Annotated in this window: 18 protein-coding genes and 1 tRNA gene; 4 read left to right on the forward strand and 15 right to left on the reverse strand. The window is 49.6% G+C overall.

Features of this window, described 5'->3' with window-relative positions; genetic code table 11:
- Nucleotides 1-110 precede the first annotated feature (110 nt).
- From BN1044_RS06685 to ygjG, 3 genes are all read left to right on the forward strand, one after another.
- Nucleotides 111-186 (forward strand) — tRNA-Lys (locus BN1044_RS06685).
- Nucleotides 187-598: 412 nt separating this feature from the next.
- Complete coding sequence (gene nadA, locus BN1044_RS06690; protein WP_038502059.1) at nucleotides 599-1,666, forward strand: quinolinate synthase NadA; 1,068 nt, start codon at nucleotides 599-601, stop codon at nucleotides 1,664-1,666.
- A gap of 367 nt (nucleotides 1,667-2,033) precedes the next feature.
- The gene (gene ygjG, locus BN1044_RS06695) at nucleotides 2,034-3,434 is read left to right on the forward strand and encodes a putrescine aminotransferase (RefSeq protein WP_040045733.1); all 1,401 of its coding nucleotides are present in this window, start codon (nucleotides 2,034-2,036) and stop codon (nucleotides 3,432-3,434) included.
- Nucleotides 3,435-3,532: 98 nt separating this feature from the next.
- Here the strand turns inward: ygjG and zitB are convergent, their stop codons facing one another.
- The gene (gene zitB / locus BN1044_RS06700) at nucleotides 3,533-4,513 is read right to left on the reverse strand and encodes a CDF family zinc transporter ZitB (RefSeq protein ID WP_072308044.1); all 981 of its coding nucleotides are present in this window, start codon (nucleotides 4,511-4,513) and stop codon (nucleotides 3,533-3,535) included.
- Nucleotides 4,514-4,624: 111 nt separating this feature from the next.
- Nucleotides 4,625-5,278: a CPBP family intramembrane glutamic endopeptidase gene (locus BN1044_RS06705; protein ID WP_072308045.1), complete on the reverse strand. Its 654-nt coding sequence runs from the start codon at nucleotides 5,276-5,278 to the stop codon at nucleotides 4,625-4,627.
- 446 nt (nucleotides 5,279-5,724) lie between these two features.
- Here BN1044_RS06705 and aroG point away from each other — a divergent pair, with 446 nt between their 5' ends.
- A complete protein-coding gene (gene aroG / locus BN1044_RS06710) occupies nucleotides 5,725-6,777 on the forward strand; it encodes a 3-deoxy-7-phosphoheptulonate synthase AroG (RefSeq protein WP_072308046.1) in 1,053 nt (350 codons plus the stop codon).
- 68 nt (nucleotides 6,778-6,845) lie between these two features.
- Here aroG and BN1044_RS06715 read toward each other — a convergent pair whose 3' ends face one another.
- From BN1044_RS06715 to BN1044_RS06775, 13 genes are all read right to left on the reverse strand, one after another.
- Complete coding sequence (locus tag BN1044_RS06715; RefSeq protein ID WP_072308047.1) at nucleotides 6,846-7,268, reverse strand: Spy/CpxP family protein refolding chaperone; 423 nt, start codon at nucleotides 7,266-7,268, stop codon at nucleotides 6,846-6,848.
- A 220-nt stretch (nucleotides 7,269-7,488) separates the two neighbouring features.
- Nucleotides 7,489-8,241 (reverse strand): 2,3-diphosphoglycerate-dependent phosphoglycerate mutase, encoded by a 753-nt coding sequence (gene gpmA / locus BN1044_RS06720; RefSeq protein WP_072308048.1) that lies wholly within the window; start codon nucleotides 8,239-8,241, stop codon nucleotides 7,489-7,491.
- Nucleotides 8,242-8,466: 225 nt separating this feature from the next.
- A complete protein-coding gene (locus BN1044_RS06725) occupies nucleotides 8,467-8,820 on the reverse strand; it encodes a PsiF family protein (protein WP_072308049.1) in 354 nt (117 codons plus the stop codon).
- Between the two features lie 210 nt (nucleotides 8,821-9,030).
- The gene (locus BN1044_RS06730; RefSeq protein WP_072308050.1) at nucleotides 9,031-12,171 is read right to left on the reverse strand and encodes an efflux RND transporter permease subunit; all 3,141 of its coding nucleotides are present in this window, start codon (nucleotides 12,169-12,171) and stop codon (nucleotides 9,031-9,033) included.
- Nucleotides 12,168-13,685 carry an efflux RND transporter periplasmic adaptor subunit gene (locus BN1044_RS06735; RefSeq protein ID WP_072308051.1) on the reverse strand — a complete coding sequence of 506 codons (1,518 nt, stop codon included), beginning with the start codon at nucleotides 13,683-13,685 and terminating at the stop codon, nucleotides 12,168-12,170. The genes BN1044_RS06730 and BN1044_RS06735 overlap by 4 nt, the downstream gene beginning before the upstream one ends.
- Nucleotides 13,682-14,938 carry a TolC family protein gene (locus BN1044_RS06740; protein WP_072308052.1) on the reverse strand — a complete coding sequence of 419 codons (1,257 nt, stop codon included), beginning with the start codon at nucleotides 14,936-14,938 and terminating at the stop codon, nucleotides 13,682-13,684. The genes BN1044_RS06735 and BN1044_RS06740 overlap by 4 nt, the downstream gene beginning before the upstream one ends.
- A 12-nt stretch (nucleotides 14,939-14,950) precedes the next feature.
- Nucleotides 14,951-15,325, reverse strand: a complete 375-nt coding sequence (locus tag BN1044_RS06745; RefSeq protein ID WP_072308053.1) for a copper-binding protein — start codon at nucleotides 15,323-15,325, stop codon at nucleotides 14,951-14,953.
- Nucleotides 15,326-15,412: 87 nt separating this feature from the next.
- Complete coding sequence (locus tag BN1044_RS06750; protein WP_072308054.1) at nucleotides 15,413-15,838, reverse strand: hypothetical protein; 426 nt, start codon at nucleotides 15,836-15,838, stop codon at nucleotides 15,413-15,415.
- A 332-nt stretch (nucleotides 15,839-16,170) separates the two neighbouring features.
- Nucleotides 16,171-17,226 (reverse strand): galactose-1-epimerase, encoded by a 1,056-nt coding sequence (galM, locus tag BN1044_RS06755; protein WP_072308055.1) that lies wholly within the window; start codon nucleotides 17,224-17,226, stop codon nucleotides 16,171-16,173.
- Nucleotides 17,220-18,377 (reverse strand): galactokinase, encoded by a 1,158-nt coding sequence (gene galK / locus BN1044_RS06760; protein WP_072308056.1) that lies wholly within the window; start codon nucleotides 18,375-18,377, stop codon nucleotides 17,220-17,222. Before galK ends, galM begins: the two co-directional genes overlap by 7 nt.
- A 10-nt stretch (nucleotides 18,378-18,387) precedes the next feature.
- Complete coding sequence (gene galT, locus BN1044_RS06765; RefSeq protein ID WP_072308057.1) at nucleotides 18,388-19,437, reverse strand: galactose-1-phosphate uridylyltransferase; 1,050 nt, start codon at nucleotides 19,435-19,437, stop codon at nucleotides 18,388-18,390.
- A 32-nt stretch (nucleotides 19,438-19,469) separates the two neighbouring features.
- Nucleotides 19,470-20,486 carry a UDP-glucose 4-epimerase GalE gene (galE, locus tag BN1044_RS06770; RefSeq protein ID WP_072308058.1) on the reverse strand — a complete coding sequence of 339 codons (1,017 nt, stop codon included), beginning with the start codon at nucleotides 20,484-20,486 and terminating at the stop codon, nucleotides 19,470-19,472.
- A 269-nt stretch (nucleotides 20,487-20,755) separates the two neighbouring features.
- Nucleotides 20,756-21,571: a CPBP family intramembrane glutamic endopeptidase gene (locus tag BN1044_RS06775; protein ID WP_072308059.1), complete on the reverse strand. Its 816-nt coding sequence runs from the start codon at nucleotides 21,569-21,571 to the stop codon at nucleotides 20,756-20,758.
- Nucleotides 21,572-21,586: the final 15 nt, after the last annotated feature.

Below are 21,586 nucleotides of genomic sequence, written 5' to 3' on the forward strand. Positions count from 1 at the left end.
GTCGTTAGCTCAGTTGGTAGAGCAGTTGACTTTTAATCAATTGGTCGCAGGTTCGAATCCCGCACGACCCACCATTCGTAAGAGAGTTACACCTACCGACTTTTACAAGNGGGTCGTTAGCTCAGTTGGTAGAGCAGTTGACTTTTAATCAATTGGTCGCAGGTTCGAATCCCGCACGACCCACCATTTCTTTTAGTACCCTCATCGTTTCAAACAACCTAAATACACATAGAATGCACTTGTCGTGTGGGTGACAAAATTGTCGGGAACAATTTTGAACAACGCTTGCGTTGGCCCGAAGGGCGAGTATCAGGATGATACGAGTAAAACCTGCGTTCAGGTTCGACAAAACACGTTAGTGTTTTGAGCGTCGCCTGCGACGACCCGAAGGGCGAGGCGTAGCCGAGTAATCCCGACCGAATATCACTTTAGTGCCATTTCTCACCAATACTAAACAATCTCACACTAACTTATTATTTTTAGCTTCAATTTGGCCTATCTCGACTAACTATGTTTAGTATACAAAACAAAAAGCTTAATTAGCACTCACCTGTGTTAATCATTTGTTGTATACTCGCCAAACAATCAATCCTCCAAGATGAGCTATAGCGCGATGTTTGACCCAAATGCTGCGGTATACCCTTTTCCACCCAAGCCAACACCGCTGGTTCCAGATGAAAAACGCTTCTACCGCGAGAAAATCAAAACGCTGCTTAAGCAACGTAATGCGGTTCTAGTCGCACATTATTACACTGACCCTGAAATACAGGCGCTGGCAGAAGAGACCGGTGGCTGTGTATCCGATTCGTTAGAGATGGCGCGCTTTGGTCGTGATCATCCTGCTACAACTTTGCTTGTCGCCGGTGTTCGCTTTATGGGGGAGACTGCAAAGATCCTCAGCCCTGAAAAGCAGGTATTAATGCCTACGCTTCAGGCGGAATGCTCGCTCGATCTTGGCTGCCCAGTCGATGAGTTTAGTGCATTCTGCGATGCGCACCCTGATCGAACCGTGGTGGTTTATGCCAATACGTCAGCGGCAGTGAAAGCGAGGGCCGATTGGGTTGTCACGTCCAGTATTGCGGTAGAGCTGATCGAACATCTGGATAGCTTGGGCGAAAAAATTATCTGGGCTCCCGATCGCCATTTAGGACGCTATGTTCAACGCCAAACCGGCGCGGATGTTCTGTGTTGGCAGGGGGCTTGCATTGTTCATGATGAGTTTAAAACCCAAGCATTAGAGCAAATGAAGCTGCTTTATCCTGATGCTGCCATTCTGGTTCACCCTGAATCACCTCAGAGTATCGTCGACATGGCTGATGCAGTCGGTTCGACCAGCCAACTGATTCAAGCTGCTCAGCGGCTGCCTAACCCACAGATGATAGTGGCGACGGACCGCGGAATTTTTTACAAAATGCAGCAGGCGTGCCCAGATAAAATTTTGTTAGAAGCGCCAACTGCAGGTGAAGGCGCAACCTGTCGGACGTGTGCCCACTGCCCATGGATGGCGATGAATGGCCTTCAGGCGATTGCTACGGGGTTAGAACAGGGCGGGAGCATGCATGAAATCAATGTTGATGCCGCGTTGCGTGAGCGCGCTCTGATGCCTTTGGATCGCATGTTACAGTTTGCCAGCGATCTTAAGCTCAAAGTGAAAGGTAATGCCTAGGCGACGTTGTACCTAAACGACAGTTGCAAAATGTGAGTATTAACTATGGCCTGAGCACTGTGTCTCAGGCTTTTTTATGAATTTTTATTTACATGCTTTCCAAAAAGAGCGAAACCCAAAATGCACTGCTATAGTTCATGCTTGCACTGTGATGGTGAGCACACACTCCGATTGGCAATTTCATGCCGTTAGACTATTTAGCGTGTCGATTTTTTCTGCCAGTATTCATTTTCTTAAACAGCGTTAATCCTGTTGGTTCTATTAAATAACTATTTTCTTTCGAAATGCGTTAGCGGGCTGCGTTTGGTGCAATTTGTGCAATATTTAAACTGACGTCATGTGATGTCGACGAATTCAGGAGCACATTTTGTCTCGAACAAACGTGGTACTTAACCCGCTAGAGTGTACTCAGCAGGCATTGAACTGGATTGAAAAAAAGTCGCTAACGCATGATGAAATGGTGGCTTTAAATAAAGAAGTCCTGAGCAATTTCAGGGAGTACGTTAATCCTGGTTTCTTGGAATATCGGAAATCAGTCACGGCAGGCGGGGATTACGGAGCCGTAGAATGGCAAGCGAGCGGTCTAAACACGCTTGTCGACACTCAGGGGAACGAGTATATCGATTGCTTGGGTGGATTCGGTATTTTTAATGTAGGGCACCGTAATCCAAAAGTCATATCCGCCGTAGAAAGTCAGCTGGCGAAGCAGCCGCTGCACAGCCAAGAACTCCTTGATCCACTACGTTCTATGTTGGCGAAAACCTTGGCGGCGATTACGCCGGGCGATCTCAAATATACGTTCTTCTGCAATAGCGGAACAGAATCCGTTGAGGCCGCGCTGAAGCTTGCTAAAGCGTATCAATCGCCACATGGTAAATATACTTTTGTCGCTGCGACCGGTGCGTTCCACGGTAAGTCGTTAGGCGCGCTGTCCGCAACCGCGAAGTCTATTTTCCGCCGTCCGTTTATGCCTTTGTTACCCGGTTTCCATCATGTTCCTTTTGGGGATATTGAAGCGCTACGTACCCAACTGCGTGAGTGCAAGAAGACCGGTGATGATGTAGCGGCTGTTCTGCTAGAGCCTATTCAAGGTGAAGGCGGGGTTATCTTGCCACCGAAAGGTTATTTACCGGCGGTAAGAGCGCTTTGTGACGAATATGGCGCATTGCTGATCTTCGACGAAGTGCAAACCGGCATGGGCCGCACTGGCAAGATGTTTGCCTGTGAGCATGAAAATGTCACTCCTGATATTTTGTGTCTCGCAAAAGCCCTTGGCGGCGGCGTGATGCCAATTGGTGCAACGGTGGCGAACGAAAAAGTCTTCTCTGTCTTGTTTGATAACCCGTTCCTACACACCACCACTTTCGGTGGCAATCCATTGTCCTGTGCCGCAGCGCTGGCGACCTTCAACGTGTTGTTAACTGAAGATCTCCCCGCGAAAGCAACCGAGCGTGGTCAGCAGTTAATGGATGGGTTCCGTCGTTTAGCCACGCAGTATCCTGAGTTTATGATGGAAGTGCGTGGACAGGGACTCATGCAGGCGATTGAGTTTATCAAAAGCGAAGTAGGCTATGCGTTTTCTCGTGAGATGTTCCAGCGCAATGTGTTGGTTGCAGGGACGTTGAATAACTCCAAGTCTATTCGTATAGAACCGCCGCTGACCATTACGGCAGAACAATGTAAGCAAGTGCTGACTCGCGCTGAAGAGGCGTTAAAAGCCATGCGTGCATTGAGTCCCACCCAGCAGCCAACGATGAGCGTGGCCTGATAGGGATGATATAACGATAAAAAAGGGAACCTCGAAGCGATATGGCGAGGTTCCCTTTTTTCATTTTGCTTCTTTCAACGATGTTTGTGATCGCTTACTTAGTCTGTGTGTTCGTGCGTGTGCCCGGTGGTATGCGAATGGCTATGTGAATGGGTATGTCCTGAAGGCATTTTCACATGAGTCATAAGATCACAGTCATGCTCCTCACAGCCGTTATATTCCATTTGAATGGTTGCGTGCTCAATCTGGTAATGTTCTGCAAGATAATGCTGAATCTGGTCTAAGAGCCCGTCATGATCGTGAGGCGGAATCACTCGTACGTGCAGCGTCATTAAGCGCTGTTCGCCAATTTGCCAAATGTGCACATGATGTACATTACGCACCTCGGGAAATGCATTGCACAGCGCTCGCTGTAGCTGCGGTACATCGACATCTTCTGGCGTACCTTCTAAAAGCTCGTTAGTGCTTTCTTTCAGCAAATTCCATGCGCTGTGTAGAACCAAACACGAGACCACGACGGAAAGAATAGGGTCAATGGGCGTCCATCCCGTCCACATGATGACCAGCGCCGCCACAATAGCGCCAACAGAGCCTAAAAGATCGCCCATAACGTGCAGCGCGGCAGCACGAACGTTGATGTTTTTCTCTTCAGAACCGTGATGAAGTAGCCAAAATGAGAGAATATTCGCCAGCAAACCCGCGATGGCGATGGCTAGCATTGTTCCGCCCATCACGGGCTCGGGTGACATAAAGCGTTTAACCGCTTCCCATACGATGATGAAAACAATCACCACCAACGCGGCGGCGTTAACGAATGCCGCAAGCGTGGTAAAACGCAGAAATCCAAATGAGTGTTTCAGGGTTGGTGAGCGAGCTGCAAAGCGTACGGCGATAACTGCAACAAACAAGGCCGCAGTGTCTGTTAGCATGTGCCCAGCATCGGCGAGTAAGGCTAATGAGCCTGAAATAAGCCCGCCGATAACTTCAACTACCATGAAGATGGCGGTGACAGCCAGAGCCAGTATCAAGCGCTTACTGTCGCTGCTTTGGGGGGAGTGAGAATGTTGATGATCTGGCATCTTTTGTCCTTAATGCACTTCAGATTTTAACTATAGTTTAAGCACAGGACGACTGATACGGAACATGCTCGGATGTTTTTTACCTAAAGGAGCGTCAAAAATATTTTCCATCTATCTGCTTAATATGATCAATAGGGTTGCAAATGAATTGAAAATACAATGCAGTAATATAGGGAATAGTAATCCATTTTTGTAAATTCTGGCATAACATAATATGACGGAAAAAGTGAATAGTTCGATGAAGGTTGTGGGGGAGTTGTATTGAGTATGCACAAGGCTAAATAATATAGATGTCAATACGATCCCACAGATTTTTGCTTTAGGTCCCCACAAAAGAAATGCATTTAGAAGAAAACCACGAAATATAATCTCTTCATAAATAGGTGAGAACAAACAAACGCAAATAGAAAATAGGAAAAAAGATAAGTTTGAGTAAGAGGTAATTGATTCAACCCAAACCTCTGGTTTGTCATAAAATACCGATACGAATCTCAATATGAAGATAAATAAGATAAAAAGCGCGGTGCTTTTAATGTCGACGCTGCCTTTTTTGATGTCTTTGTAGTGAATAGAGTATTTTTTTACGACAATGTAAGAAAATGGCAGCCAAAGTGCAAAGCTCATAAATGGAATAAGATATCCACTTTGATAGAGAGCTTTATAGTTACTAAGAAATAGTGAAATATAAGAAATAAAATACCAAAGTATAAAAATGCTAAAGCATATAAACGATTGAGTTATTTTATCTAATGTCTTGCTGTCCATTGCACTGTATTTCTCTATGATGTTTGTATCTGATTATAAATGCGGCATGGAAAACTAAGCAAGCATCCAACCTGAAACCGTAGCTGAATTATATATTAAGAATTTTATTAAAAATAATAATAATGAATGAGTGTGCTATAAATCTTTTGCACGACAGATTACTTGTAACACAATGAAACTATTTTATGCGGCAAAGGTTTTTATGTTAGGCAGAAATTTTGTTGCTGGGAGTCGTTTTAGTCCGGCTGTTCAATATCCACCTACGCTGATTAATGTGTTTAAAATCATCGTCAACGATGGCCCATGATGAAGATATGAGCGTGGTTGCTAGGCTGCGGTGGAGTTAAATCAAGAAATTGTTGAACAATGCCCGTTTACAATTGCCGCGTAAAACGGCTAGATTGGAGATTCGCCTATTAATCCCCTTCGACACCAACGGAATAGTTATGAATTACCAGAACGACGATTTACGCATTAAAGAAATTAAGGAACTCCTGCCACCTGTTGCCCTGTTAGAGAAGTTTCCGGCAACGGCGTTTGCAGCAGAGACGGTGTCGCAGGCCCGTGGTGCAATTCATCAAATCCTCAAAGGCAAAGACGATCGCCTGCTGGTGATTATCGGTCCATGCTCGATTCACGACATTGAAGCCGCCAAAGAATACGCGCAGCGCCTGCTTAAGCTGCGCCAAGAACTCGACGGTGAACTTGAGATTGTGATGCGTGTGTATTTTGAAAAACCACGCACCACCGTGGGCTGGAAGGGATTAATCAACGATCCGCATATGGATAGCAGTTATCAGATCAACGACGGTTTGCGTATTGCGCGTAAATTACTGCTGGATATTAATGATATCGGTATGCCAACGGCGGGTGAGTTCCTGGATATGATCACGCCACAGTATTTGGCGGATCTGATGAGCTGGGGCGCTATCGGCGCGCGTACTACGGAATCACAGGTGCACCGCGAATTGGCTTCAGGCCTGTCTTGTCCTGTTGGATTTAAAAATGGCACCGACGGCACTATCAAAGTGGCTATTGATGCAATCAATGCGGCAAGCGCTGCGCATTGCTTCTTGTCGGTCACCAAATGGGGCCATTCTGCGATTGTGAACACCAGCGGTAACGGCGATTGCCATATTATTTTACGCGGTGGCAAAGAGCCGAACTACAGCGCTGCACACGTGCAGGAAGTGAAAGCGGGGCTGAAGAAAGCCGGTTTGTCCGAGCAGGTGATGATTGATTTCAGCCATGCAAACAGCAGTAAACAATTCAAAAAACAGCTGGAAGTCTGCACTGACGTTTGTCACCAGCTCGAAGCCGGTGATAAAGCTATTATGGGCGTGATGATCGAGAGTCATCTCGAAGAAGGTAACCAAAATCTAGAAGGCGCAGAGCCTTTGGTTTACGGCAAAAGCGTAACCGATGCCTGTATTGGTTGGGATGATACTGAAACGGTACTGCGCCAATTAGCTCGAGCTGTGAAAGCGCGTCGCGGTTAATTTCGTTTTTATAAAAAAGCCCACTTCATGGAGTGGGCTTTTTACTAGAGAAAATCCGATACTAATTTTTACTGCTGCTGTTCCATTTCTTGTGCTAAATCGTTTTTAACCTGTGCTTTTTGTTCTGGTGTTAAGATTTTGCTCAAATTAAAGAAATACTGCATACGATAGTAGCGAGCCTGCTCTTGTGCTTTACCGAAAGCTGCAATTTGCTTCTTAACGGCAGTTTCATCCCATTTGCCTGAATCGATTATATTGATAAGCAGGCCATTCTGAATGTCTTTAGTATCAATAGAGGCCATTTTTTTATCTGTTTCAGCACGCAGGGCTTTGATTTTATCCACCTGAGATGAATTTAAATGCAGATGCTGGATCATTGGATCTTGCTGAGCCTCAGGTTGAGTGTTTGCGTTAGTATTGCTGGATGCTAGTGCGAGACCGGAAAAAACAAGCGCTGAAGCCGCAAGAGTTAATTTAGAAAATTTGTTCATCAATGTAATTCCATAAAGTGAGAAAAAGACTTAATCTGAATAACTGTAAACTATTTATTAATTAGTGTTGTAATGAAGTGTGTGAACTCGTAAACATAGAATATTTAATTATGTATTTTTTGAGTTTATTGATTGTGTGAATTTTCGCAATTATTCACGGCTTGCTAGTTGTAAGAAAAAAGCGCCCGAAGGCGCTTATTAATAAAAAATACAAAGGCAATTATTTCGCTTTGCCTTGGTTGGCCACCGCAGCGGCTTTGGCGGCAATTTCATCTGCATCGCCAAGATAGTAACGTTTTAAAGGCTTAAGATTTTCATCAAACTCATAAACTAACGGTACGCCGGTTGGAATATTCAGCTCAAGAATTTCATCTTCGCATAGATTATCTAAATATTTAACCAATGCACGCAGAGAATTACCGTGCGCTGCAATAATGACGCGCTCACCGCTTGCAATGCGTGGCTTAATCACATCGGTCCAATAAGGGATAACACGGTCAATAGTGGTGGCTAAGCTTTCGGTCACCGGCAGTTCCTGTTCGCTGAGTTTGGCGTAGCGAGGGTCATGACCAGGATAACGCTCATCTTCTTTAGTTAACTCAGGAGGTGTAACGGCAAAACCACGACGCCATAGTTTGACCTGATCGTCGCCATATTTTTGTGCTGTTTCAGCCTTGTTCAGCCCTTGCAACGCACCGTAATGACGTTCGTTCAGCTTCCATGATTTTTCGACCGGCAGCCATTGTTGTTCCAGCTCATCCAGCACATTCCACAATGTATGGATCGCACGTTTCAGTACCGATGTGTAGGCGAAATCAAAAGAAAAACCTTGTTCTTTTAAAAGCTTACCCGCCGATTTTGCCTCGGAACGTCCTTTGTCAGAAAGCTCAACATCCGTCCAGCCAGTGAAGCGGTTTTCTTTGTTCCACTCGCTTTCACCGTGTCGCACCAAAACTAATTTAGTCACAGCCATGGGTAAACTCCTTAGCGTAATTTATTAAATGATAACTATTATCATTATATTGCCATCGTGCAGCAAACAGCAATAGCTGAGTCTAAACATAGCTAATTTCTGCGCGTATGTGTATGTGTTCAGTGGGGGGATTCGTGCGAGATGCTATACGTTATGTATATAGGTTTATGGGAAAACAGGCTCGCGTCTTCCCATAACGTGAAAGACGCGAGTCAGAGTGCAGAATTATTTTTTCTTCAAGCAGTCGCTCATGAAGGTTTTACGCTCGCCTTCTTTAAAGGTTTTGCCTTTGGCTTCTGCGTTACAGGTTTTCATTTTCTGCTGCTGTGGCGTTAGCGTGGTGGCGGTTGGATTCGTTTCCGCTTTTAAACAGGTGCTCATAAAGGTTTTACGAGCATCACCGCTCAATGACTGGCTGCTTGCCTGCTGGCTACAGTCGGTCATTTTCTTTTGTTGAGCAAGCTGCTTCGCCGAAGGGGCCTTTACTGCTTTAGCATCTGTAGATGCCGGTTCTGCCGCTAAAGCACTGCCAGCCAGCAGTAAACCCGCCATTAAAGGGAGAATCTTGCGCATGAACATAAATGTTTCCTTATTTGCCGAAATGTCGCTCTTTAGATGAATTTTTACTGATCCATTCATTTACGTAATAAGCGTAGATGGCAAATAGCAGAAATGGAATGAGACTTTTATAAAAAGCGCTTTAAAACAGAGAGAAACGGATAAATCTCAGAAGAATAAACAAAAAAAACACAGCCGGGATAGGCTGTGTTTTGACTTCAAGCGTTAATTTTAATGTGGTTGCTTGGGATCCGCTTTAACCGGATGAAGCAACAAATACACCGCAGGGATGACTAGCATCGATAGCAGTGGGGCGCTGACCATCCCGCCAATCATTGGCGCCGCAATGCGCTGCATAACTTCTGACCCCGTTCCGCCTCCCCACATAATCGGTAATAAGCCCGCCATAATGGTGGCTACCGTCATCACTTTTGGTCGAACGCGCAGCACCGCGCCTTCGTGCAACGCTGCCAGCATTTGCTGACGGGTGAGCGGCTGATTGCCTTGCTGATGTTTGGCTACTGCGTGGTTGAGGTACAGCAGCATAATGACGCCAAACTCTGCCGACACCCCCGCCAGTGCGATAAAGCCCACGGCTCCGGCGACCGAAAGGTTATAGCCCAATAAGTAAAGCAGCCAAACGCCGCCGATTAAGGCAAAGGGCAGGGTACCCATAATCAGTAAAGCATCACGAATTTTGCCGAAGGTGATATAGAGCAGCACGAAGATGATCATTAGCGTTAACGGTAAAACCATCTGCAATTTGGCGCTAGCGCGTTCCATATACTCAAACTGTCCTGACCAACTTAAAGAAATACCTTCCGGTAGTTTTACCTGTTCAGCCACGGCTTTTTGCATATCTTCCACCGCTGATTTCAGATCGCGCCCGCGCAGATCAACGTATACCCAATCTGATAAGCGCGCATTCTCGCTTTTTAACATCGGTGGACCTTCGCTGATCCTCACTTCAGCTAAATCTCCCAGCGTAACCTGAGCGCCGCTCGCCGTGACCACCGGCAGCGCGCGTAGTTTTTCGACTGAATCGCGCACTTCTCGTGGATAGCGAATATTGATAGGAAAACGTTCGCGACCTTCAATGGTTTCACCAATATTTTCACCGCCGACAACGCTTGAAACCAGAGACTGAAGCTCTTTTACCGTGACGCCATAGCGAGCGGCTGCGGTGCGGTTAATATCAATATCGATGTAGCGCCCACCGGTCATGCGCTCGGCCAAAGCCGACGTGACGCCGGGTACTTTTTGCACCACACGTTCGATCTGCTCAGCCACTTCGCCGATCTGCTGCAAGTTGTTGCCGTTGACCTTGATGCCCACCGGGCTTTTGATCCCCGTAGACAGCATATCTAAACGATTACGGATCGGCGGTACCCAGATATTGGCGATGCCGGGAACCTGTACGCGAGCATCCAGTTCGGCAATCAGTTTGTCCATCGTCATCCCCGCGCGCCATTGGTCACGAGGTTTGAAGCGAATGGTGGTTTCCAACATGGTGAGCGGGGCGGGATCGGTTGCTGTATCCGCTCGGCCTGCTTTGCCAAATACGGTGTCAACTTCAGGCACGGTTTTGATCAGGCGGTCGGTGAGCTGTAACAGTCGGCTGGCTTCGCGTGCTGAAATACCGGGCAATGCGGAAGGCATATACAATAAATCGCCTTCGTCCAGCGACGGCATAAACTCGCTGCCTAAGCGGCTTAAAGGATACGCCGTTGCCAGCAGCAGCGCAGCGGCAATCACCAACGTAGTTTTTGGGCGTGCCAACACCCAATCTAATAACGGGTGATAGGCTTTAATCAGCCAGCGGTTTATTGGGTTGGCATTTTCATCCGGTATTTTTCCACGAATAAAATAGCCCATCAGCACGGGGACGAGCGTAATCCCTAAACCGGCAGAAACCGCCATGGCATAGGTTTTCGTGAACGCCAGCGGGGAGAACATTTTCCCTTCCTGCGCCTCAAGTGCAAACACGGGAATAAAGGACAGCGTAATAATTAATAAGCTACAAAATAGCGCAGGACCCACTTCGACTGCGGCTTTCTCGGCGATCTTCCAATATTCTGCATTGTTTGGCGTGCGGTTTTCATGATCGTGTCGCCACTGTTCCAGTACTTTATGCATGTTTTCGATCATCACGATCGCCGCATCCACCATCGCCCCAATGGCGATCGCGATCCCGCCAAGTGACATAATATTGGCGTTGACACCCTGATAATGCATGATCACAAATGCGCCGAGTATTCCCAGCGGCAGGCTGATAATTGCCACCAGCGCCGAACGAAAATGGAACAGGAAAAGAGCGCAGATAACGGCGACTACCACGAACTCTTCCAGCAGCTTATGTGAAAGGGTTTCGATGGCGCGTTCAATGAGCTGAGAACGATCGTAAGTGGTGACGATCTGCACGCCCGGCGGTAGACTTTTTTGCAACTGGTTCAGTTTGTCTTTTACCGCGTTGATGGTCTCTAAGGCATTTTTCCCCGAACGCATCACGATGATACCGCCAGCGACTTCGCCTTCACCGTTAAGCTCGGCAACGCCGCGGCGCATCTCAGGCCCTAAACGCAGCGTTGCCACATCCGAGAGCATCACGGGAACGCCATTACGGCTGGCGATAACTACGTTGCGGAAATCATCCAAGGATTGCAGATAACCGGAGGTGCGAACCATATACTCTGCTTCGCCAAGTTCTAAAACCGAGCCCCCGCCCTCCTGATTTGCCGCCTTAATGGCCGCCGTTATTTGCTCATGCGTGATGTTAAGCGCACGCATTTTTTCTGGCTGCAAAACGACCTGATATTGACGCACCATGCCGCCCACGCTGGCAACTTCTGATACGTTCGGCACCGTTTTTAATTCATACTTCAGCGTCCAATCTTGTAATGCGCGAAGATCGGCCAAACTGTACTTTCCGGTGGTATCCGTGAGCGCATATTCATATACCCAGCCAACGCCGGTGGCATCGGGGCCGAGAGAGGCTTTAGCCTCAGGCGGCAGCGTTGACTGTACTTGGCTGAGATATTCGAGAACGCGCGAGCGTGCCCAGTATGGGTCGGTGCCGTCGTCAAAAAGCACATATACATAGGAGTCACCAAACATCGAAAAACCGCGCACGGTTTTTGCACCAGGCACCGAAAGCATGGTGGTAGTGAGTGGATAGGTCACTAAATTTTCGACCACCTTCGGAGCTTTACCAGGATAGCTGACACGGATAATCACCTGTGTATCAGAGAGATCGGGCAGTGCGTCCAAAGGCGCTTTTTGTACTGCCCACAGCCCCCAGACGGCTAAACCGATAGCCGCCAGCAATACCAACAGACGGTTTTTGAGCGACCAGCGAATAACGGCGGCAATCATGGCCGACCTCCCGGCATGTCCATGTTCATGTCTGCGGGCATGATGTGGCGGATGACAATCCCGCTGTCATCCATGCTGAAGCTAAAACTGACATGCGATCCCGCTTGAATACCTTCGGGGAGCTTGCCGCCTGGCAGGGTGAAATCCATAGTCATGGGCCCCCATTTCAAAGCCGGAATAGCTTCGTGGCTGATCGTTAAGCTCTCGCCAGTCATCGCTTTAATCACGCCCGTGGTGGAGTATTGGGTCTCCTCCGGTTCTTGCTTGGTTTGAGCTTCAGTAGACGTTTTCGCCTCGCTAAACTGCGGCAGCGCGTTACGCAGGCTGGCTTCTGAATCCAGCATAAATTGACCGGATGTTACGACCGGCTGGCCTTCTTTAAGACCGTCTAAGATCTCAATCCAATCGCCTTGGGCCTCGCCGGTACGCACCGCCACCGGAGTGAAATGCCCATTGCCATCGCTGAGCAGCACATGGCTGTTTTCACCGGTGGTAATTAATGCGGATTGCGGAATTGCCAAGGCGCTGCGTTGGTGATTGCTGGCGCTAGCAACGTTTAAATACATCCCCGGTTTGAGTTGCTGGTGGGGATTGCTGAGCTCAATGCGGGCTTTCAGGTTGCGGGTGGTGGCATCGAGCTCGGGTAAAAGCTCGCTCACGCGCCCATCAAAACTGACGCTAGGCCATGCGCTGCTGGTGGCGGTAACGCGATCGCCCAAACGGATCCTCTCGGCCTGCGACTGCGGATAGTCAATAACCACCCAAACCGGATCGAGGCTTGCCAGTTCAAATAGCGGCTGAGCGGTGGCAACCTGCTGTCCCTCACGCACTTCCAGTTTAGATACGTAGCCACTGCGCGGTGCGGTGATGGTCATTCGCGGCTGCACTTTGCCGCTACGTTCTACGGCTTGGATAACGCTCTCGGGCATAAACTGTAGTGCTAAGCGTTGACGGGCCGCCTGCGTTAGCGCCGAATCGCCCACGGCGCGGATAGCCAGATACTCCTGCTGAGCGCTGCTCCAGCTAGGGTTCCAGATAACGGCCAGCGTTTCACCGGCTTTAACGCTTTGCTGTAGCGCTCTCACCTTCAGCTGTTCGATAACGCCCGCGCTGGGCGCAGAGAGCGTGCTTAGCGTGCGTTCGTTAACGGCGACGGTGCCATAGGCTTTCAGGTTGCTGCTAAACGTATGACGCTCGGCGGGTGCCGTTTTAATGCCGAGATTTTGCTGCTGGCGAGCGCTAATGCTGACGCCGGTATCCGATTCCTGTCCTGATTCGCTGGCATAGCGTGGTACAAGCTCCATGTCCATAAACGGAGATTTACCCGGTTTATCAAATCGCTGGCCGGGCACCATCGGATCGTACCAGTACAGCACTTTGCGTCCCGCTTCGGCGGTCTGTTTGGTGGGGACTGCACCATGGGTTTGTTGGGATTGTGAACCTAATTTGTATCCGCCCCAGCCCACAGCAAGTAAGGCAATGACAATGGCGCTAAGGGTAAATTTGTTATTCATTGGGCAAACTCCTGCGGGATGAGATAGCGGATCGAGGCCCAAATTTTGGCCATTTCACGTTCAGCCGCGACGGATGCCAACTCGCTTTCTAACAGGGAGCGGCGACCACTCATTACCTCGGCTAAGGAGCTGCTGCCTGCACGATACTGTGCTTCTAGCAGACGGATTTTTTGTTGCTGTAGCGGCACGATTTCCTGCTGCTGGCGCTGCCAGCGGCTTTGGGCGGCCTGATACTGAGCGATTAACGTATCTAACTGAGCACGGTGATCGCGCTGGAGTAATGTAAGCTGGTCGTTTGCTTCCATGCTGCGGGAAACTTCGGCGGCGTAGTCTTTATCCTGACGTTTAGATTTAAACAGCGGGAGGTCGACGGTAAACATCACGCCCGCCATATCTTCGTAGTCGTCCCCGCGCTTGGCGTAATAGACCTCAACGCCGACGTCCGGGATTGCAGCCAGTGCGGTTTGCTCGGAACGAGCATGCGCAACATCTGATTCACGCTTGGCCTGTAGGACTTCAGGATGCTCATCGATAGCCTGAATTAAAACATCGCGCTCGGCGGGTAAGCGCTGATAACGCGGCAGCGAGCCCGCGGTTCGCACATCGTTTTCGCCGGTCAACTGCATCAGACGCGCCTGAGCAACCTGAACATCGCGGTTGGCATCGGTGACGAGGTCCTGCATGGCGGCGAGCGTGAGTCTTGCATCAATCGCGCTGCTCGGCGCGCTGCCGTTGGCCACGCTGGTATTTTGCAAAGGAACCTGACGCTGGCCTTCACTCACCAATTTTTTCGCCTGCTCTTCGCTGCGTTGCGCCAAGGCCAGATCGAGCCACGCTTGCGCGGTGTCACGCTGGAGCTGAGCGCGGATCGCGAGCGAATTGGCCGCCGTTTTTGCGGCTTCAGCGCGTAAGGTGTCTGCTTTACGTTCGCGTTTTTCGCTGCTGACGTAGTCCTGCATGATCCCTATACGCTGCATGGTCATCCCTTCACGCGTGAGACGACGACCGTTGTCCCCGCCGACGGGGACGTTTTCGATGCCAAATTTTAATTTTGGATCGGGAAGTTGCGTGGCAGAGTCAGCCATGTTTTCCAGTGCATTAACCTGATGCTGGTTCGCCGAGAGCGCCGCAGAATATTTCTGTGCAGCGTTCAGGGCTTCATCCAAACTCAGGCTTGCCGCCTGTGAGGCGGCAGGCAGGAAAAACATCGCCGCCAGCCACGCCGCAATGCGGCGCTGCTTTCGGTTTTGCATGATGTTTCTCCGTTACTGAGCTGGGGTGATTTCAGTTAATTGATAACCGGATTCGGTTTGGATAAAGCTGAAATTCACCTTGCTGCCCACCGCCAGTGGCTTGATGACAGAAGAAGAGGGCAGCGCAAAGGTCATGGTCATGGCAGGCCAATGCAGTTCAGGGATCGGGGAGTGCGTTAATGAGACGCCGCTTGCTTGGTTCCAGCTTTTTACCACGCCGGTAGCGCGGTAAGACGTTGCCGTTGATTCATGATGCGGCATGTCGCTCATGTTATGCATCGCGCTCATGTCGTGATCGCTGTTGGCCATAGTTGGCGTAGCGAAAGCAAAGGCAGAAAGAACAGCGGCGGTAGCGAATAGGGTACGGATGTTTTGGATGTAAGACATAAAATTAACTCCTGTAAAAATAACGAAAACCCGCTGCGCATAGGCGAAGCCACGCAGCAAAATCGAATAAAGGTTTTACGTCAGGAGTTACTCTCTAAAGCGGCAAAAGCGTATTTCGGCTGGAGGGCCGATAGAAGGGGGCTGGCGCCATTCCGTATCGCAAGGTAGTTCCACAGCGGCTATATCAATAGCAGCAAGTTCAGAACTCACTGGGATCGCGTGCAGCGTTAGCTGGGCTTCACCATTGTCTTGTTTCATGCTGTCAGGAGAGCAGTGCTTTTCACACATGGTTTCCGACACTTGCATGTGATGCGCCACAACGTCGGGCGCGCCTTGCATATGCGTGATGTGCTGCACCATTGGCGCAGGGCCATCAACGTTCATGTTGCATTGATGTCCAGCGATGGCGAGCTGTGCGTTAAGCAGCGTCCAACAAGCAACCAATACAATCGCCCACACGTTTTTCACGCGTAGATTATGCATTCGTTGCTGTAGCTTGCTGCTCATAAACATGGAAATTGACAGTCACCCTAAATGAAACGGCTTTCAGTGTAGCGTTTCGCATTGTGCGCTCACAAGGAATGATGGGTAAAGAACTGTCAGGAGAAGATATTTCGGGTAATCAGGGAGTTGATTTAACTTTTTGGTTACTGAAATGATACAAGTTCGTGTCAATTTTATTTGACTGAGGTGCAAGATTAGATACGCCTAGGACGTTGAGCTCTACATTTTCACTGTGCAGGCGTCCGTGTTAGGGGCCAATCGCCGCCCCTAACAACCTGACTTGGACGCCTTCACTCTAGCTGCATACAACGTGGCAGTACCTGAAATCTCATAAATCAAATCTATCCCTTCACCACAAACCAATACGTCGTTGCGGCTTGATAAACCTCACCGGGTTTAATAAAGCAATCCGGCTGTGGCCATTCAGGATGATTTGGGGTGTCAGGTAAAAACTCACTTTCTAACGCTACGCCAGCATAAGCCGCATATTGCGCTCCGCGACGGTCGGGCGTTCCGGCTAGAAAGTTACCGCTGTAAAGCTGGAGTGCTGGGGCATCGGTAAAAACCTGCATCTCCAGTTTAGCATCAGCAGCGGTGAGGATCGCCGCGGGGTGTTGTGCATGATGGCAGGTGCTGTGCAGCAGATAGGCGTGATCGTAGCCTTTCACGCGCTGCTGGCAGCGATCTTTTAACAAGTCCTGCTGCAAGGTTTTTGCTTTGCGGAAATCCATGCCTGAGCCGCTGACATGAGTAAGATCGCCACATGGGATCCCGTCACTTTCTACCGGAAGATATTTATCGGCAAAGAGCTGCAGATTCTGCGCCAACGCATCGGTCGTGCAACCATCGCCGTCTAAGTTGAAGTAGGCATGGTTGGTTAAATTCACCGGGCAGGTTTTATCAACTTTTGCCTGCCAGCTAATTTCAACGCGGTTATCTTCCGTGAGGCGGTAAGTCACTTGCGCAATGAGGTTTCCGGGGAAACCCTGATCGCCATCGGCAGAGTTCAACTGATAGGTCACATGCTGGGTATCGTGTGAAATACGTTTCCAACGGCGTTTGTCGAATCCTTCTGGCCCGCCGTGAAGCTGATTTTCGCCTTGGCTCGGATGTAAAACGACGGTTTCACCTTGGTAGACATACTGTGCTTTAGCGATACGGTTGGCGTAACGACCTACTGTGGCACCCAAAAAAGCACCCTGTTCGGTGAATTGCTCGGGCGTTTGGCAGCCGAGCAAAACCTCACGCAAACTGCCGTCGTTCAGTGCGAACTGGCATGAAAGCCATGTTGCGCCCCAATCCATGAATGTGGCAATGCTGCCAGCGGCGTTGGTTAGCGTGGTGAACTGAAACGGCTCGCCATCTGGAGCTCGGGAGGTATCAGCGAAATTTAGCATACGCTGGCTCCTTGTGATGGATAGCAGACATAGAAGGTTTCTTTCAGGCCGGTTTGCGCCGGATATTCGCGTTCAACGGTAGCGCGAACTTCCTCAACCAAGTCTAATGGCATCAGGGCGACGATACAGCCGCCAAAGCCGCCACCCGTCATGCGAACACCGCCGCGCTCTCCGATGACCTCTTTCACAATTTCAACCAGCGTATCAATAGGTTTAACGGTAATTTCAAAATCATCGCGCATTGAGGCATGGGATTCCGCCATCAATGTGCCCATCAGTTTGAGATCGCCTGCGGCAAGCGCTTTGGCAGCCGCTTCGGTTCGGTCGTTTTCAGTGATGACGTGACGAGCACGGCGCGCGGTCAGTGCTTCCAGCCCAGCCTGTTTAGCTTCGAATTCTGCCAGCGTGACATCACGCAGGGCTTTTACGTTGAAATACTGCGCAGCGGCTTCGCATTGCTGACGGCGGGTGTTGTATTCGCTATCGACCAATCCACGCTTGACGTTGGAATTGATAATCACGATCGCGACGTCTTTTGGCATGGGAACTGAGCGCGTCGCCAGTGAGCGGCAGTCAATCAGCAGCGCGTGTTTTTCTTCGCCCAGCGCGGAAATCAGCTGATCCATGATGCCGCAGTTGCAGCCAACAAACTTGTTTTCCGCTTCTTGACCGTTTAGCGCCAACTGAACGCCATCTAAAGGCAGATCGTACAATGCTTGGAAGGCTTGACCGACGGCAACCTCAAGCGATGCTGACGAGCTCAGCCCTGCACCTTGTGGTACGTTGCCGCTGATAACTAAGTCTGCGCCGCCGAAATTAGGATTACGGATTTGCAAATATTTCAGCACGCCGCGGACATAGTTGCTCCACATCATGGTGGGATGGGACTCAAATGCGGCATCAAGAGAGAATTCATCTTGTTGATTATCGTAGTCGGCCGCGATTACGCGCACTATGCGATCGTCTCGCTTAGCGCAGCTAATCACGGTTTGATAATCGATAGCGCAGGGCAACACAAAGCCATCGTTGTAATCCGTATGCTCGCCAATCAAATTAACGCGGCCGGGAGCTTGTACCGTCATTGCCGGAGCATAGCCAAAATAACGATTAAAAATATCCTGTGTCACGGTAGTAAGTTGTTGCAGACTCATTTTCGTTTCCTTATTTGGCGTTGGCTTCACGGTAATGGACGTCACTTACTGCGCGTAGACGTTCAGCGGCTTGCTCAGGCGTTAAATCGCGCTGAGTTTCGGCCAGCATTTCGTAGCCGACCATAAATTTACGCACGGTTGCAGAGCGCAACAGTGGTGGATAGAAATGTGCGTGCAACTGCCAGTGTACACAGTCAACCTCATGGAACGGCGCACCGTGCCAACCCATGGAATAAGGGAAAGAGCACTGGAACAGGTTATCGTAGCGGCTGGTGAGTTTTTTCAATGCAATGGCTAAATCAGCACGCTGCTCTGCGTTGAGATCGGTAATGCGCAAGATGTGTGTTTTCGGCAACAGCAGCGTTTCAAAAGGCCATGCGGCCCAGTACGGAACGACGGCGATCCAATGTTCGGTTTCCACCACGGTACGGCTACCGTCGACTATTTCGCGTTTGGCATAGTCCAGCAGCATCGGCGTTTTATTCTGTGCGAAATAGGCTTGCTGTAGGCGATCTTCGCGCGCAGCTTCATTGGGTAGGAAGCTGTTAGCCCAAATCTGCCCGTGCGGATGCGGGTTAGAGCATCCCATTGCGGCGCCTTTATTTTCAAATACCTGCACCCACGGATAGGTCTTCCCAAGATCTGCACTTTGCGTTTGCCATGTCTTAACGATCTCTTCAAGGGCAGGTATAGAAAGTTCAGGTAACGTCTTACTGTGATCGGGTGAGAAACAGATGACGCGGCTGGTGCCGCGCGCGCTTTCACAGCGCATCAATGGATCGTCGTTTTGCGGCGCATCCGGTGTATCCGGCATCAGCGCTGCAAAATCGTTAGTAAAAACATAGGTGCCGGTGTAATCGGGATTTGTATCACCGGTAACACGCGTATTGCCCGCACACAGAAAACAGTCGGGATCATGCTGTGGCAGCGTTTGATTCGACGGCGTTTCCTGTGCACCCTGCCACGGGCGTTTGGCACGGTGCGGAGAGACCAACACCCACTGATCTGTCAATGGGTTATAACGGCGATGAGGGTGATCGACCGGATTAAACGTGGTCATTATCGGTGCTCCTTTAAATATTATTCAGGTACTTATTCGGGATAGCCCTGCGGATTCTGTGACTGCCAGCGCCAGGTGTCTTGCGCCATATCGTCCAGAGTGCGAGTGACGCGCCAGTTGAGGTCTTGGTCTGCGCGGGTTGAATCAGCCCAGTACGCGGCAAGATCGCCTGCGCGGCGCGGTGCAAAGTGGTAATTCACCGGTTTTCCGCAGGCTTTGCTGAAGGCGTTTACTACTTGCAGCACGCTATAACCAACGCCTGCGCCGAGGTTGTAAATATGCACGCCAGGTTTGTTTGTCATGACGTTGAGTGCGGCCAAATGACCGTCGGCTAAATCGACCACATGGATGTAATCACGCACACCGGTGCCATCTTCGGTTGGATAGTCATTGCCGAAAATAGCCAGAGAATCACGACGACCAACGGCAACCTGAGCGATATACGGCATCAGGTTATTAGGAATGCCTTGTGGATCTTCACCCATTAATCCAGATGGATGAGCGCCAACCGGGTTGAAATAGCGCAGCAGGCTAACGCTCCATTCAGGATCGGCTCGGTGCAGATCTTCGAGGATCTGTTCAACCATTAATTTGCTGCGGCCATAAGGGCTTGATGGGTTTCCGGTAGGGAAATCTTCAACGTAAGGGATTTTGGGCTGATCGCCATACACGGTGGCGGAAGAGCTAAAAATCATATTTTTGACATTCGCTTCACGCATTGCTTCCAGCAGAGTTAGCGTACCGCTCACGTTGTTATCGTAGTATTCCAGCGGTTTTTGCACTGACTCACCCACGGCTTTTAGCCCTGCAAAGTGGATCACCGAGTCAATCTGGTTTTCAGCGAAGATACGGTCAAGCAACAAGCGGTCGCGAATGTCGCCTTGATAAAGGGTTGGCGTGTTGCCTGTCAGGATGTGGATGCGTTCCAAAACGCTGGCTTTGCTGTTGCAAAGATTGTCTAAGATGATCGGCGTATGCCCAGCGGCGATTAACTGTACGCAGGTATGGCTGCCAATGTAACCGCTACCACCAGTAACTAAAACAATCATGATTCGCTCCTTTGGAACATTCAATACAGTAAAGGTAGCATGAGAAAACCGTGAAAAAGGTGATCTATGCTAAATAAATGGAATCGTTTACACGACAATGCAAATGGCTTAGATTCCGATAAAGGTCTATTGTGCGGCGTGACAAGGCTGTCTGCAAGTTCAGATAAATCGAGAATGTGTGGTAGCGGTTACACTGCGGAGAATGCAAAATTTGAGTGATTAAAATAGGGCCTTCTGGCGAAGACCCGTGAGGCCGATTAATTTAATAATTATGCGTGATACATCGGATAGGTAAAGAACAAGAGGTGAATGATGTTCAGCGCAAAGTGGAAAAGAGTCGCTACCCATAGCCGACCGCTCCACATCCACGCCAGACCATAAATCACCCCCGCTAATCCGGCAAAAATCACCATCAGCCAGCCGCCGGCAAAATGCGCTAAGCCGAAAATAACCGCCGTAATCAACAGCGCGGGAAGATGGCCTAACCAGCCGCTGAGACGTTGCTGTAGATAGCCACGAAAGAGCGCTTCTTCTGCCAAAGAGACGAAGAACAGATTAGCCAGTGCAAATTGCCATAGCCACGCGGGCTGGTGAAGTTCAATCCGCAAGCCGCCAAGCGCCACGGCAATAAGTAATAAAGCTGGAACGCTAATGCCAAGCACTACCCACTGCCAAACTGGGCGTGAGGCGGCGATCGGCGTGCGGAATAACGTCGGCAGCGCAAGTAAGAGAATAAAAGGAACCAGCGCTTTGTCGAAGTTGTAGTACATCGAAAATGGCGCGCTGTGTGGACCGGCAATCACTTTGTCGAGAATTTTAGGATTATTGAAGCCGGGCACCATGTGCAGAAACAGCACGATTGCGGCTAACACCAATAAGATTTCGCTGTTGAATCCGCCTTTTTGCTGATGTTCCCAACGATAGCGGGCTAGCCCAGCAAGAATGACAACGGCCATAAAGGCTAAAGCATTAAAATTAAGAATGCCTTGGCTGAACGCCAGCGCTGTAGCAGAAAGAAGTAAAAAAGCGGATAGCTGTCGTTGAAACGAAAGCACGGCTAAGGAAGCGGCTAGAGCACCCCACATAGATATTCCCTTATG

Origin of the sequence: Hafnia alvei (assembly GCF_900095695.1) — a bacterium.
GTDB classification, from domain to species: Bacteria; Pseudomonadota; Gammaproteobacteria; order Enterobacterales; family Enterobacteriaceae; genus Hafnia; species Hafnia alvei_B.

Coding starts and splice junctions, on each gene's coding strand:
- nadA (WP_038502059.1), top strand. CDS start 599: ATGAGCTATAGCGCGATGTTTGACCCAAATGCTGCGGTATACCCTTTT.
- zitB (WP_072308044.1), bottom strand. CDS start 4,513: ATGCCAGATCATCAACATTCTCACTCCCCCCAAAGCAGCGACAGTAAG.
- BN1044_RS06705 (WP_072308045.1), bottom strand. CDS start 5,278: ATGGACAGCAAGACATTAGATAAAATAACTCAATCGTTTATATGCTTT.
- aroG (WP_072308046.1), top strand. CDS start 5,725: ATGAATTACCAGAACGACGATTTACGCATTAAAGAAATTAAGGAACTC.
- BN1044_RS06715 (WP_072308047.1), bottom strand. CDS start 7,268: ATGAACAAATTTTCTAAATTAACTCTTGCGGCTTCAGCGCTTGTTTTT.
- gpmA (WP_072308048.1), bottom strand. CDS start 8,241: ATGGCTGTGACTAAATTAGTTTTGGTGCGACACGGTGAAAGCGAGTGG.
- BN1044_RS06725 (WP_072308049.1), bottom strand. CDS start 8,820: ATGTTCATGCGCAAGATTCTCCCTTTAATGGCGGGTTTACTGCTGGCT.
- BN1044_RS06730 (WP_072308050.1), bottom strand. CDS start 12,171: ATGATTGCCGCCGTTATTCGCTGGTCGCTCAAAAACCGTCTGTTGGTA.
- BN1044_RS06735 (WP_072308051.1), bottom strand. CDS start 13,685: ATGAATAACAAATTTACCCTTAGCGCCATTGTCATTGCCTTACTTGCT.
- BN1044_RS06740 (WP_072308052.1), bottom strand. CDS start 14,938: ATGCAAAACCGAAAGCAGCGCCGCATTGCGGCGTGGCTGGCGGCGATG.
- BN1044_RS06745 (WP_072308053.1), bottom strand. CDS start 15,325: ATGTCTTACATCCAAAACATCCGTACCCTATTCGCTACCGCCGCTGTT.
- BN1044_RS06750 (WP_072308054.1), bottom strand. CDS start 15,838: ATGTTTATGAGCAGCAAGCTACAGCAACGAATGCATAATCTACGCGTG.
- galM (WP_072308055.1), bottom strand. CDS start 17,226: ATGCTAAATTTCGCTGATACCTCCCGAGCTCCAGATGGCGAGCCGTTT.
- galK (WP_072308056.1), bottom strand. CDS start 18,377: ATGAGTCTGCAACAACTTACTACCGTGACACAGGATATTTTTAATCGT.
- galT (WP_072308057.1), bottom strand. CDS start 19,437: ATGACCACGTTTAATCCGGTCGATCACCCTCATCGCCGTTATAACCCA.
- galE (WP_072308058.1), bottom strand. CDS start 20,486: ATGATTGTTTTAGTTACTGGTGGTAGCGGTTACATTGGCAGCCATACC.
- BN1044_RS06775 (WP_072308059.1), bottom strand. CDS start 21,571: ATGTGGGGTGCTCTAGCCGCTTCCTTAGCCGTGCTTTCGTTTCAACGA.